General features: G+C 72.7%; 11 protein-coding genes. 6 read left to right on the plus strand and 5 right to left on the minus strand.

The genetic code is table 11. The features are described from left to right. Window positions 1-19: 19 nt before the first annotated feature. Entirely contained in the window at window positions 20-1,738 is a 1,719-nt protein-coding gene (locus tag LH044_RS15675; RefSeq protein WP_227756526.1) for a DUF8689 domain-containing protein, read from the minus strand. Window positions 1,739-1,961: 223 nt separating this feature from the next. Here LH044_RS15675 and LH044_RS15680 point away from each other — a divergent pair, with 223 nt between their 5' ends. Continuing rightward, window positions 1,962-2,942 carry a magnesium transporter CorA family protein gene (locus LH044_RS15680; RefSeq protein ID WP_227756527.1) on the plus strand — a complete coding sequence of 327 codons (981 nt, stop codon included), beginning with the start codon at window positions 1,962-1,964 and terminating at the stop codon, window positions 2,940-2,942. 43 nt (window positions 2,943-2,985) lie between these two features. On the opposite strand, the gene LH044_RS15685 is transcribed toward LH044_RS15680, so the two are convergent. Continuing rightward, window positions 2,986-3,645, minus strand: coding sequence for a TetR/AcrR family transcriptional regulator (locus LH044_RS15685; protein ID WP_227756528.1), 660 nt, complete (start codon window positions 3,643-3,645; stop codon window positions 2,986-2,988). 37 nt (window positions 3,646-3,682) lie between these two features. On the opposite strand from LH044_RS15685, the gene LH044_RS15690 reads away from it, so the two are divergent. Next, window positions 3,683-4,141 carry an SRPBCC family protein gene (locus tag LH044_RS15690; RefSeq protein WP_227756529.1) on the plus strand — a complete coding sequence of 153 codons (459 nt, stop codon included), beginning with the start codon at window positions 3,683-3,685 and terminating at the stop codon, window positions 4,139-4,141. Between the two features lie 15 nt (window positions 4,142-4,156). Here the strand turns inward: LH044_RS15690 and LH044_RS15695 are convergent, their stop codons facing one another. Together LH044_RS15695 and LH044_RS15700 are read right to left on the minus strand one after the other, a co-directional pair. Then, window positions 4,157-5,728 (minus strand): AMP-binding protein, encoded by a 1,572-nt coding sequence (locus tag LH044_RS15695; protein ID WP_227756530.1) that lies wholly within the window; start codon window positions 5,726-5,728, stop codon window positions 4,157-4,159. Continuing rightward, entirely contained in the window at window positions 5,725-6,372 is a 648-nt protein-coding gene (locus LH044_RS15700; RefSeq protein ID WP_227756531.1) for a class I SAM-dependent methyltransferase, read from the minus strand. The genes LH044_RS15695 and LH044_RS15700 overlap by 4 nt, the downstream gene beginning before the upstream one ends. A gap of 97 nt (window positions 6,373-6,469) precedes the next feature. On the opposite strand from LH044_RS15700, the gene LH044_RS15705 reads away from it, so the two are divergent. The 4 genes from LH044_RS15705 to LH044_RS15720 all read left to right on the plus strand — a co-directional run bounded on the left by LH044_RS15705 (window position 6,470) and on the right by LH044_RS15720 (window position 11,216). Beyond that, window positions 6,470-8,065, plus strand: coding sequence for a glycoside hydrolase family 5 protein (locus LH044_RS15705; RefSeq protein ID WP_227756532.1), 1,596 nt, complete (start codon window positions 6,470-6,472; stop codon window positions 8,063-8,065). A gap of 224 nt (window positions 8,066-8,289) precedes the next feature. After that, a complete protein-coding gene (locus tag LH044_RS15710; RefSeq protein ID WP_227756533.1) occupies window positions 8,290-8,949 on the plus strand; it encodes a hypothetical protein in 660 nt (219 codons plus the stop codon). 94 nt (window positions 8,950-9,043) lie between these two features. Beyond that, window positions 9,044-10,297 (plus strand): geranylgeranyl reductase family protein, encoded by a 1,254-nt coding sequence (locus tag LH044_RS15715; RefSeq protein WP_227756534.1) that lies wholly within the window; start codon window positions 9,044-9,046, stop codon window positions 10,295-10,297. Between the two features lie 64 nt (window positions 10,298-10,361). Next, a complete protein-coding gene (locus LH044_RS15720; protein ID WP_227756535.1) occupies window positions 10,362-11,216 on the plus strand; it encodes a class I SAM-dependent methyltransferase in 855 nt (284 codons plus the stop codon). Window positions 11,217-11,498: 282 nt separating this feature from the next. On the opposite strand, the gene LH044_RS15725 is transcribed toward LH044_RS15720, so the two are convergent. Continuing rightward, complete coding sequence (locus tag LH044_RS15725) at window positions 11,499-13,391, minus strand: protein kinase domain-containing protein (RefSeq protein ID WP_255626050.1); 1,893 nt, start codon at window positions 13,389-13,391, stop codon at window positions 11,499-11,501. Window positions 13,392-13,439: the final 48 nt, after the last annotated feature.

Consider the following 13,439-nt stretch of genomic DNA (forward strand, 5'->3'; position numbering starts at 1 on the left):
ATCCGACGCCGCCGGGGCGTCAGTGCTGCTGGCCGTCGGCCAGCAGCTCCTCGGCGATCGCCGCCGCGGCCGGGTCCAGCGGCCGCGCGAAGGTGCCCTCGTAGGGCGGCGGCGCCGCACCCGGACCGGGATCGGGCGTCGGCAGGGGGCTCGGCTGGAAGTCCGGGTCGCCGAACTGCGGGTCGCCGAAGCCCGGGTCGGTGAACACCGGATCGTCGAACGCGGGGTCCGCGACCGGCGCCGCGACCGGCGGGGCGTCGTGGAACGCGGCGGCGGGGGCCACCTCGGCGTAGGCCGGGGCCGGCTCCGCGTGCGGCGCGTCGCCGTACGCCGGCTCGTGGACGACCGGGGTGCCGTCGGACGGCGCGCCCTCGGCCTCGCGGACGAGCGCCGCCACCTCCTCCTCGAGCTCCGGATCGGGCGCGAACGGCGGCACGTCCACGGTGTGGTGCGGAGCCGGACCCGTCCGCTCCACGCCCAGGTCCTCGGTGAAGTACAGGTCGAGCACCCGATCGACCAGCTCGGGTGTGAGCACCCTCGCCTGGTTCTCGTAGCGGCAGATGGCGTTGGCCAGCTTGCAGACCACGCCGGGGAGGTAGGCCCGGAGCTCGCCGTCGCCCTGCGACCGGGCGGCCTGGCGGAGCCGCACCGCGGCCGACGCCTGCAGCTCGAGGCCCATCTTCCGGGTCACCCGGGACAGGATCCAGTCGAACTGCTCGTCGGTGCAGGCGCCGATGTAGATCTTGTTGTGGATGCGGCGGAAGAACGCCTCGTCACCGAGCTTGGCCGGGTCGAGGTTCGTCGACAGCACGACCTTGAGCTCGAACGGCACCTCGAACTTGCGGCCCAGCAGGGTCAGGTAGTCGACGCTGCGGTCGAGCGGCACGATCCAACGGTTGAGCAGGGCGTCGGGCGTCATGGCCTGGCGGCCGAAGTCGTCGATCACCAGGATCCCGTTGTTCGCCTTCATCTGCAGCGGGGCGAGGTAGACGCCGCTGTCACGCTCGAGCTGCAGGTCGAGCATTCCGGCGTGGAGCTCGCCGCCCGTGATGACGGCGGGGCGATGGCACGCCACCCAGCGACGGTCCATCCCGGCCGGCTGTTCGTCGATCTCGTCGTGGAGCGTCGGGTCGAAGACCGACACGATCTGGCCGTCGACCTCGACGCAGTGCGGCACCAGGACGACGTCCTCGTAGGCGCGGATGATGCGCTCCGCGACCGAGGACTTGCCGGTGCCGGGCGGGCCGTAGAGGAACATGGCGCCGTCGCCGTGGATCGCGGGGCCGAGCTGGTCGAGCAGCCCGTCCGACAGCACGAGGTCGGAGAACGAGCGCTGCAGGCGGTCGTGGTCGAGCTCGATGGACGGGCGCTGGTGGCGCACGACGTTCGTGTAGTGCTCGAGCGGGACCGGCATCGGGCCGGCGTAGATGCTCTCCCGCGAGCGCTGGGCGGCGAACTGCTGGCCGGCCTCGGTCGGTCGCACGACGTAGGCGCGGCCCTCCATGCCGTCGTACTCGATGAGCTTGCGGTCGCGCATCCCGTTGAGGAGCGTCTCGACGACGGTGACCGAGATGTGGAGCTTGTCGGCGAGCGCGGTCATCGGCGACCGGCCGTCGACGACGGCCCGTCGGATGAGCAGGTCCTCCATGAGCGAGCGGCTGAGGCCGAGTCCCTCGACGCTGGTCGGGGTGCGAAGGTCCGGGAGGTCGTCGGGCTGGCCGTCGTGGTGTCGCTGCATGGGTGTCCCGTCTCCAAGGGGGCGCAGGTGCTCGCACCGGGACGGCTGCCACCGCCTCGGCACCCCACGGCCCGGTCGTTCTGCTGCTGGTGCTGTCCGTTCATCGGCGCGCGGGGGAGGGGACCTGAACCCTCGGTCGAGTGAACTCCCCGTACCGGACCGGTGCCGGGGCAGTTCACCCGCCGCGCGCCGGTTCCGGGCCCCGCACGGCTTGAATGGAGCGGTGATCGAGACCCCGCACACCCGCGCGTACCGCAAGGGGCTGTTGGAGGCGGAGGGCTTCCCGGTCGAGCAGGTCTCCGACCACCTCGAGGACGACGCCACGACCGTCTGGGTCGACCTCTGCGGGCCGACCGTCGACGAACTGCACCAGCTGGCCGACGAGCTCGGTCTGCACGAGCTGGCGGTCGAGGACGCGCTGGGCCGGCACCAGCGCCCGAAGCTCGACCACTACGCGTCGCACCTCTTCATGGCCTGCCACGCCGTGTCGGTGGACCAGGAGACCGCCGAGCTCGACATCGTCGAGATCGACATGTTCCTCGGGCCGCGGTGGATCATCACCGTCCGCAAGGACGCCGGCTTCGACATGCGCCAGGTCATGGACCGCTGCGACCGGGTCGCGGACCTGGCCGACACCGGCGTCGCGTTCGTGGTGTACGCGCTGCTCGACGTCATCGTCGACGGCTACTTCGAGGCGGTCGAGACGTTCGACGAGTACTACGACCAGGTCTCCGAGGAGATCTTCAGCGAGCAGCCGCTGGAGCCGCAGCAGCAGAAGCACTGGTTCCAGATGCGCCAGGCGCTGGTGAAGTTCCACCGGCTGGCGTTCCCGCTCCGCGAGGCCATCAGCTCGCTGATGCGTCGCGAGCACGAGCTGGTGAACACCGAGATCTACCCCTACTACCAGGACCTCTACGACCACGTGCTGCGGATCACCGAGTCGACCGACTCGCTGCGCGACCTGGTGTCGACGATCGTCGAGACGAACCTCAGCCTGCGCGACTACCGCCAGAACCAGGTGATGAAGAAGGTCACGAGCTGGGCGGCGATCATCGCCGTGCCGACGCTGGTCACCGGCTTCTACGGCATGAACGTGCGGTTCCCCGGCATCGCCACCGAGTGGGGGGCCGGCCTCGCGGCGGCGCTGATCGTGGTCACCTCCGTCTCGCTGTACTTCACGTTCAAGCGCAACGACTGGCTCTGACGCACGCGACCGTCCGACCCTCGGTGCGCTGCCGGCGGCCCGCTCAGCCGACCAGCGCCAGGAACTCGTCCATCGCGGCGTCGACGCCGTCGTGGTCGCCCGTCGCCAGCAGGTCGAGGAGGAGCCCGCGGCTGACGGCGACCCCGAGGCGGGCCCGGGCCCGGGCCGTGGCGCGGTCGACGCCCTCGTCCTCGAGGAGGGAGGCGACCGGATCGACCCAGCTGTCGACGATGCCGTCGAGGAACTCCTCGCCCCACGGCGCACCGAGCAGCGCCTGGGAGTAGAGCTCGAAGAAGAGGCGCTCCAGCGGCGCGAGGGCGGGGTCGGCCAGCCGGTCCCAGAACACCCGGCCGACCGCGGTGCGGTCGAGGGCAGCCCGGGTGATCGGGGGCTGGTCGGCGTCGGTGAGGTCGACCAGCGCGCCGAGCTGGCGACGTTCGACCTCGTGCACGACGGCGACGAGCAGCTGCTCCCGCGACCCGAAGTGGTGCAACAGCATCCGGTGGCTCGTGCCCACGCCCTTCGCCAGGGTCCGGAGGCTCGTGTCCGCCAGGCCGTGCTCGCCGCCGTAGGCGATGACGGCGTCGAGCAGGCGGTCCCGGGGCGTCGCCGCGCCGTCGCGCACGACCGGGTCGGAGCCGCCGGCCGGGCCGTCCGTCGGGGCGTCGGGTGAGGCGTCGGGTGAGGCGTCGGTGGTCGACATGTACCAAATGGTACATCGACGTGGTAAGGTCGCGGACATGGAGTACGAGCGCAGCATGCGGATCGAGGCACCCGCCGACGTCGTGTGGCGGGTGATGTCCGACGTCGAGCGGTGGCACACCTGGACGGCGTCGATCGAGTCGATCGAGATCACCGGTCCCGGTGACGCCGAGAGCGGCGCGCCGCTCGGGTCGGGCGGCACGGCGATCGTCCGGCAGCCGGGCTTCCCGAAGGCCGAGTGGACGGTCACCGAGTGGCGGCCCGGGCGCTCGTTCACGTGGGAGTCGCCCGCACCGGGCGTGCGGTCCGTCGGCATCCACTCGGTCGAACCCGATGGCGACGCCGCCTCGACCGCCACCCTGACGATCCGCCAGACCGGTGTCCTCGGGCCGCTGATCGGCCTGCTGTTCGGCCGGCGGTCCCGCCGCTACGTCGACCTCGAGGCCGACGGCCTCACGGCGCGCGCCGAGGAGCTCGCCCGCACCGCGTCGCGGTGAGCGGCGGCGGCGCCGTCAGTTGACCTGCCGCTCGCGCCCCTCCCAGTAGGGCGCGCGCAGCTTGTACTTCTGGAGCTTCCCGGTGGCGGTGCGCTCGAGCGCGTCGCGGACCTCGACCGAGGTCGGGCACTTGTAGTGCGCGAGCCGGTCGCGGCAGTGCGCGATGAGGGCCTGCTCGACCTCGTCCCCGTCGGCCGCCGCCAGGTCGGACGACGGGTCGAGCACGACGAGCGCGGTCACCGTCTCACCCCAGCGCTCGCTCGGGATGCCGATCACGGCGGCCTCCGTGACCGCGGGGTGCGAGAACAGCGCGTCCTCGACCTCGATCGAGCTGACGTTCTCGCCCCCGGAGATGATGACGTCCTTCTTGCGGTCGACGATCGTGACGTAGCGGTCCTCGTCGATCACCGCGCCGTCGCCCGTGTGGAACCAGCCGCCCTCGAGCGCCTCGGCGGTGGCGTCGGGCTGCTCCCAGTAGCTCTTCAGGATGACGTTGCCCCGGGCGAGCAGCTCACCCTCGTCATCTGTGCGCAGCCGGATGCCGAGCGCCGGCGCGCCGGCCCGCGACAGCTTCTTCGCCCGCTCGCCGGGCGTGAGGTCGTCCCACTCCTCGCGCGCGCGGTTCATGGTGAGCAGCGGCGCCGTCTCGGTCAGCCCGTAGATCTGGATGAACTCCCAGCCCAGCTCGGTCTCGACGCGCTCGATGATCGCGGTGGGCGGCGGGGCGCCGGCGACGACGATGCGGACCCGGTCGCGGCCGGGGGTCTCGCCCTCCCAGCTCGCCGCCGCCTCGAGCGTCATGGCCACGACCGCAGGTGCGCCGCACATCAGCGTGACGCCGTGCTCGGCGACCCGGCGCAGGATCTCGGTGCCGTCGACCTTGCGCAGGACGACCTGCCGCACGCCCATGCCGGCCGTCGCGAAGGGCATGCCCCAGCCGTTGCAGTGGAACATCGGCAGCGTGTGGAGGTAGACGTCGCGGTCGCTCACGCCCGCCTGCCAGCCGAACGTCGCGGCGTTGACCCACAGGTTCCGGTGGGTCATCTCGACGCCCTTGGGCCGGGCGGTGGTGCCCGACGTGTAGTTGATCGTGGCGGTGGCGTCCTCGTCGGGCTCCCACGGCGCGGCCTCGAGGTCGTGGCGGTAGAGCAACTCGTCGGTCTCGGCGCCGATCGTGAACCGCTTCGGCGCCGTCACCTCGGCGAGCGCCTCCTCGAGCTCCGGGTCGACGAGCAGCACGTCGGCACCGCTGTGCTCGACGATGTAGGAGACCTCCGCGGGCGAGAGCCGGAAGTTGACCGGCACGGCGATCCGGCCCGACGCCGGGGCCCCGTACAGCAGGGTCAGGAGGCGCGCCGAGTTCTGCGACACCATCGCGACCCGGCCGCCCTGCGGCACGCCGAGCGACTCGAGCCCGGCGGCGAGGGCGCGCGAGCGGTCGGCCAGCGCCGCGTACGTCAGCGGGCCGCCGTCGGGCGCGAGCAGCGGGGGCGCCGGCTGGTCGGGCTCGTCGACCACGCCGACCCGCCGTCCGTAGACGAGCTCGGCGCGCTCGATGTGGTCGCGGACGGTCAGCGGCACCTTCATTCGTGCTCCTCCTCGGGCGCGGGATCGGTCGGCGGGTTGGTGGCCGTGCCGTAGGAGAAGTAGCACCACGGCTTCGGTCCCTTGACGTAGCGGGCGGTGATGTCGACGTCGGTGAAGCCGGCCTCGGCGAGCATCTCACCGGCGTCCCGGGTCAGATGGCACCCGCCCGCGAATCGGCGCTGCCACGGCTCGATGCGGACCTGCCAACGGGCGACGCCGGGGTCGGGCGCCGCGCCGTGTTCGAGCACGTGGAGCGTCGCTCCCGGCTTCAGCACGCGGCGCAGCTCGGCGAGCGCCAGCATCGGGTCGGGGATCGTGCACAGCGTGAACGTCGACAGCCCGGCGTCGCAGCTGCGGTCGGGGAGCGGGAGCCGTTGGCCGTCGAGGCCGACGTGCTCGACCGGGACGGTGCTCGCGTCGATCCGCTCCCGGGCCAGCTCGCGCGACCGCAGCGACGGCTCGACCGCCCACACCTTGGTCACGGCGGCCGGGTACAGCGGCACGTTCAGCCCGGTGCCGAAGCCGATCTCGACGACCTCGCCGTGGAGGCCCTCGATCGCCCTGGCGCGGTAGCGCTCCATGCCCTTCGCGCCGCACGTCAGGTCGACCAGCCGGGGGAGCACCCGGTCCTCGTACACACCCACGTCGCGACCCTACGGGACCGGCCCGGTGCGCTGCCGGGGCGACCGTCGAGGTGCGGATGAGGACGGGGAGCCCGCCGCACCGGCAGACTGTCGGGCCATGTTCGCACCGCCGTCCCGCCGCTCCCCGCGCCCCGCCGTGGCCGGCGCCCTGCTCGCCCTGCTCGCCGCGTCGTCGGTCCTCGTGGCCTGCTCGGGCGGCGCCGACGACGACGCCTCGCCGACCACCAGCGAGGCCCTCCCGTCGACCGGTGCACTCGTCGAGCTCCGACCGCTGCACGTGGCCGAGCAGCGCATCGTCGACGACCGGGGTCGCCAGGTCCTGCTGCGCGGGGCGAACGTGAACGCGCTCGGGGAGTACGCGCAGGCGGACGCGGACACCGAGCCCACCGCGCCGGTGACCGACGAGGACTGGGACGCCATGGCGGCCAACGGCTTCTCGGTCGTCCGGCTGATCATGTCGTGGTCGCGGCTCGAGCCGGAGCGTGGCACGGTCGACCAGGACTACGTCGCCGAGGTGCGGGAGGCGGTCGAGGCGGCGAACGACCGTGGCATCTACGTCGTGCTCGATGTGCACCAGGACGCCTGGGGCATGGCGTCGGCCACGCCCGAGGGAACCGCCTGCCCGGCCGGGACCGAGCCGTCGATCGGGTGGGACGGTGCGCCGGAGTGGGCGACGATCACCGACGGCGCCACCACGTGCCGGGCACCCGGCAGCGAGCGCGAGAGCGCCCCGGCCGTGCAGGCCGCCTTCGCCAACCTCTACGCGAACACCGACGGCATCGCGGACCGGCTGACCGAGGTCTGGGCCACGATCGCCGAGGAGTTCGCCGACGTGCCCGGCGTCGCCGGCTACGACCTCATCAACGAGCCGAACGCGGTGGCGCCGCAGGAGCAGAACCAGGTCGCGTACAGCCAGTGGATCCAGCGGACGATCGACGCGATCCGAGCGGCGGAGGCGGGGGCGGGCGAGCGGGCCGCCCCCAAGCCCGTGTTCGCCGAGCCGCTGCAGCTGTACCCCCTGCCGTACAACGCGCTGTTGTCGCAGTACATCCAGGACCCGAACCTCGTGTTCGCCCCGCACAACTACGCGGAGTCGATCAACGACATCCTCACGGTCGAGCAGACGTTCGCGATCGACCAGCAGGGAGCGGACGACCTGCACGCGGCGCTCTGGATCGGGGAGTACGGCTTCTGGGACACGAGCGCCGAGACGCTCGAGGTGGCCACCCGCTACGCGGCCGAGGAGGATCGTCGGGTGGTCGGCGGCACGTGGTGGCAGTGGCGCCAGACGTGCGGCGACCCGCACTCGGTCGGGGGCCCGGGCGTCCCCGCCACCGCAGACCAGGTCCACCTGATCACGCGGGACTGCACCGCCGACGACGGTGGGTTCGACACGGACCTCCGCGCCACCACGGAGTTCCTCCGGATCCTCGGGCGCGCCTTCCCGCGCGCCGCGCCGGGGCACATCTCCTCGCTCGCGAGCCAGCCGGGCTCGGGTGGGCTCACCGTCCAGGGTGCCGGTGCAGAGGCCGGTGGCCAGCTCGTCGTGTGGCTGCCCGACGTCGAGGGTGCGGCCGACGCCCAGCCGACCACGACGACCGGGCTGGAGGACGTGACGATGCAGGCCGTGCGGGGTGGACGTGTCCTCACCGCGAACGCGACCGGTGGCGACTGGACCCTGGTGGTCGTGTGACCGGGACGGCGCCGCCCGGGGACCCGGCGTCGCCCGCCCCACGCTCCGGTGCGCCGACGGGCCCCGGCGGCGCGGACGTGCCGGTCGCCGCGCCCGCGGGCTGGACGATCGAGTCGACCCGGGGACTGGGTCCCTTCACCACGCGCATCGTGTACCGCCTCGCCGACGGGACCCGACGCATCTGGCGGTCCCGTGACCATCGAAAGGGCCTCGACCGCCCGGGGGTGCCGACGCGGACGTGGTGGATCGCGGTGCTGTTCTGCATCGGCTCGACCTGCTTCACCGTCGGGCCGCTGCCGGTCTACGAGCAGTGGGTCGGCGCCCGCTGGGTCGGTCTGACGTTCTTCGTCGGCTCGATCTTCTTCACCTCGGCGTCGTACCTGTGCTTCGTCGAGGCGTGCAACGCGCCCGACGCGGTCGTCACCGACGGGACGAAGCACCACGGGCCCCTGAAGCTCGTGTCGTGGCGACCGCACTCGATCGACTGGTGGTCGACCGGCGTGCAGCTGGTCGGGACCGTCTACTTCAACGTGATGACGTTCCTCGCCATGTACGACAACTGGGACGTGCACCAGGAGAACCGCCTGGTCTGGCGCCCCGATGCGATCGGTTCGATCTGCTTCCTCATCGCCAGCTACCTGGCGTGGGCCGAGGTGTGCCACTCCGCCGGCCGCCTGCGGTTCCGGGACCTGTCGTGGTGGGTCGTCGTGCTGAACCTCGCCGGCTCGGTCTTCTTCGGCCTCTCCGCGATCGGGGCCTACACCCTGCCTTCGAGCGGAGAGGTCGTGGACCTCTGGCTCGACAACGCCGGCACCGTCCTCGGCGGCATCTGCTTCTTCATCGCCGCGGCGATGCTCGTCCCCGAGGCCCGCACCGACCGCTGACGCGTGGATCGGACCGGCCGCGCCGGGCGTGCGGGGGCGTGACGCCCGTCGGCCGACTTCCTGCCGGCGGCCCCGGTCGCCTTGACTGGTCGTCGTGACCGAGCGGCGCGACGTCCTGGTGATCGGCGGCGGACCCGCCGGCGCGGCCGTGGCGATCCGCGCGGCCGCCGGGGGCGCCCGGGTCACGGTGTTCGAGAAGGGTCGCCCGGGCCGGGACAAGATCTGCGGCGACGGTCTCACCCCGAGAGCGGTGCGGGCGCTCGAGACGCTCGACGTCGGGCTCGACGACGCCCACCGCATCGACGGCCTGCGGATGATCGCCAACGACACCGTCCGCCAGATGGACTGGCCCGGCATCGCGCCGTTCCCGGCGCACGGCGCGGTCTGGCCGCGGCGGCGCCTCGACGAGCGGCTGATGGAGCTGGCGGGCAAGGCGGGCGCGGAGCTGCTCTGGGAGCACGAGGCGCTCCCGACCGTCGTCGAGCGACCAGGCGCGCTGCCGAACCGCGCGACCGGCGTCGTGTCCACCGGTCCCGACGGCGTCGAGCGCACCTGGACCGCACCGCTCGTCGTGCTGGCGACCGGTGCGCCGGGCGACGCGGCCCGGCGCCTCGGAGCCGAGCGCGTCCCGGACGAGACGTTCGGACTCGCGATCCGCACCTACGCCGAGTCGCCGCGCCACGCCGAGCGGTACCTCGAGGCCTGCCTCACGCTCCGGGACGAGTCCGGGACGCCGGTCCCCGGCTACGGCTGGATCTTCCCGGCCGGCGACGGGACGGTGAACATCGGCGTCGGCGCGCTGTCGACCATGAAGGGCTTCAAGAAGCTGAACCTGAACAAGCTCCAGGACAGCTACCGGGCGCTCGTCGGCGCCGACTGGGAGCTCGGTCCCGACCTCGAGCGGCCGCGAGCGTGGCGCCTGCCGATGAGCACGCTGCGGCGCTCCGGGCCGGGGTGGGTCGCGATCGGCGACGCCGCCGGCCTCGTGAACCCGATGAACGGCGAGGGGATCGACTACGCGCTCGAGTCGGGCGTGCTCGCCGCCGACCTGTTCCTGGCCAACCCGACGTCGACACCGATCCGCTACGACGTCGAGGTCGGCGAGCGGTTCGACGCCTTCCTGCGGACCGGCCGGCGCTTCAGCTTCCTCATCGGGCACCCGTGGATCGTGCGCAACGGCCTGCGGGTCGCGGTCGGCACGCAGGCGGTCGCCGAGATCACGCTCCAGGTGATGGGCAACCTCGTCGACGGCGACACCCCGGGTGCCGGCGGGTGGACGATGCGGGCGGCCGACCGCCTCCTCGCCGCGGCCGACCCGGTGCTGCGCCGCACGAGGGCAGCCGCCTGACCGACCTCGGGGTGGGTGACATCCGCCCGCTCGTGGACGGCCGCCCCGGGCGTAACGTCGCAGCATGAGCGACGCTCCCGGCCCCAACGACGCGCAGGCGGAGTACTGGGAGGACCGGTCCAGCTCGTGGATCGACTCCGAGGGCTGGTGGCTCACCGCCGTCGCCGGACCGTTCGGCGCCGCCGCGCTCGACCGCCTCGAGGCGCAGCCCGGCGGCCGCTACCTCGACATCGGCTGCGGCACCGGACCCACGTCGATCGAGCTGGCCCGCCGGATCCAACCCGGAGGAGTGGTGGAGGGCGTCGACATCTCGCCGTCGATGATCGCCACCGCGCAGGCGCGGGCGGCCGATGCCGGCGTCGGGGGCATCACGTTCCGGGTGGCGGACGTCCAGGTCGCGGAGCTCGGTGACCACCTGCTCGACGGCGTCGTGTCGCAGTTCGGCGTGATGTTCTTCGCCGACCCCACTGCCGCGTTCACCAACGTGCGGGGCGGCATGCGGCCCGGGTCGAACCTGTCGTTCTGCTGCTGGCAGCAGCTGTTCTCGAACGAGTGGATGTTCGTGCCCGGCGCGGCGGCGATCGGCATCACGGGGTGGATGCCCGAACCGCTGGCGGACGGCGCGCCGGGGCCCTTCGGGCTGTGCGACGCGAACCGCATCGACACGGTCCTCGATGGGGCCGGCTTCCGCGACATCGACATCCTCGACGTCCGCGCCGAGGTGGTCGTTCCGGAGGAGCGGATCGATGACGCCGTCCGGAGCGTCTCGAGGATCGGTGCGGTGCGCGAGCAGGTCGAGCGCTTCCCCGACCAGCGCGAGGCGATCATCGACGCCGTGCGCAGCGAGCTCCACGACCGGCTCGACGGCGGCCACCTGACGCTGGCCTCCGCCGCCTGGGCGGTCCGCGCCACCGCCTGACCGCCGGTCCGCCTCGTCCCGACCATCACGTTCCGGGCGCACCGCCTTCGGCAGAATGTCGGTGGACGGTCGCTCCGGGGGGATCACGAACCGTCCGCAGGGGGTCACATGGTGCTCCACGACGGCGCGATCCCGCCGATCACGGCGGTCGGCTGATGGTCGTCGCCGTGCTCGTGTTCCTCGCCGGCAGCCTCGCGCTGTCGTGCTGCATCGGGACCTGCCTGTGCCGGGCCGAGGCGGCGGCGAGCCGACCGGCCGTGCCGCGACCGGTCGTCGAGCCGGTCACTCCGGAAGGCGATCCAGCACGTTGTTGAGGACCTGGGTCAGCGGCGCGGTCTCGACCTGACCGGCCGCAGGGGTGCCCAGGACGGCGAACGCGACGACGGTCGCATCGCGCTGGATCGCTCCCGCCGTCGAGTACGTGTACATGGGGAAGTCCTGGGTCGCGCCCTGTCCGACGAAGGTGTTCAGACCCGTCGTCCCGCGCAGGTCGGGCAGCTCGACGTCGCGGTGCACGATGTCGAGGTCGTCGTAGTCGTCGACGCCCCAATCCGGCTTGAAGCCGCTGCAGTCCTTCGCCGGCGGTCCCTGACCGATCGAGAGCGCCACGAAGGCCTCGTGCGCCTGATCGGCGTCCTCGAACCTCAGGGCCGTGAGGACGGCGACCGTGTCGGGACCGAGCTGGACCAGCTTGCTCCACTGTCCGGTCACGGTCATCGGCCGAGAGAGGAAGCCTCGGCAGGCAGGCAGGTCCCTCGGGTGGAAGGTCCGGTACCGCAGGGTCGCCGGTGTGCTGTCGATCGTGAACAGCTTGTTGTCCTGCACCGAGGTGACCTCACCGAGCGGCTGGGTGATGGCCCCGATGTCGGCCAGTGCCGCATCGAGCCTCGGTGTCTCGTCGGTCGACCCCGGCACGTCGTACGTCACGTCGGGCTGCAGCCCGTTCGGCTCGTTGCCGGTCTCGACGAACGCGGTTGTCGTCGGCCCGTCGGCCGCAGCGGTGGTGGTCGGCGCCTCGTCGGTGTCGCGGGCGAGCAGCGCGACGATCCCCAGCGCTCCGATGGCGATCATCGCAGCCGAGAACAGCAGGATCGGCCAGCATCCTCGGGCTCGGCGGGGCGGCTCGGTTCCCGCCCACTCGCCGGCCGGCGTGTCCTCATCGGGTCCGGCGCCGTCCGATCCGCCGTCCTCCGTGTGGTCGGCGGTCTCGGCCGGGGCCCCGACGGGACCGGCGAGCGGCGGCGGGATCGTCATCGCGGCGGACGGCTCGGCCGGTGGCGTCACCTCGTCCTCGGCGGCCGCGGTGCCCGACGTGGAGGAGGCGGCCGGCAGGTCGAGCACGACCAGTCGGGTCGCCGGCTGCCCCAGCTCCTGCTCGACGGCGCGGAGGGCGTCGCCCAGCTCCTCGACGCTCGCGAAGCGGTCCGCCGGCTCGTACGCCATGGCCCGCTCGACGACGTCGACCAGCGGAGCGGGGACGAGCGCGGGGTCGAGCGACCGCCGCTCCCCCCGTGCGATGCGCCCGACCACGGTCAGCGGGCTGTCGCCCTCGTCGCCGGCGGCGGGCCGTCCGTCGACGAGCTCGAAGATCGTCGATCCGAGCCCGTAGACGTCGGTGAGCTCCGACGGCTCCTGCCCGTCGAAGAGCTCGGGCGCGGCGTGCAGCGGGGTGAACACCGTGAGGGCGGTCGACATCGTCGTGGTGCGGAGCCGGGCGATGCCGAAGTCGGCGAGGGCGGGGAGGTCGGCGACCGACCAGAGCACGTTCTGCGGCTTGACGTCGCCGTGGATGATGCGGTTGCGATGGGCCGTCGCCAGCGCGCCGGACAGGCGGACCGCGATCGGCAGCAGCTCGTCCGGCGCCAGCGCGCCCTCCTGCTTCAGGCGCTCGGCGAGGGTGCCGCCGGGCAGGTGCTCCATGACGAGGTACGGGTCGCCGGTGACCGTGGTGCCCGCGTCGAAGACGGTGACGATGTCGGGGTGCGACGCCAGGCGACCGAGGGTCTGGCATTCGGTCTCGAAGAGCCGGGCGGCGACCTCGTCACGGCCCGGGATCTGCAGCACCTTGACCGCGACGGTCCGGCCGAACCGCTCCTGGACGCCGGCGTACACGACACTCGACGCGCCGCGTCCGATCACGTCGCCCAGCTCGATCCCCGGTACCGACGGTCTCAACCCACCAACCCCTCCTAGGGAGATGGTAAGCGGATGCAGGCGGCGACG

It is taken from the genome of Dermatobacter hominis (genome assembly GCF_020715685.1).
GTDB lineage: Bacteria > Actinomycetota > Acidimicrobiia > Acidimicrobiales > Microtrichaceae > Dermatobacter > Dermatobacter hominis.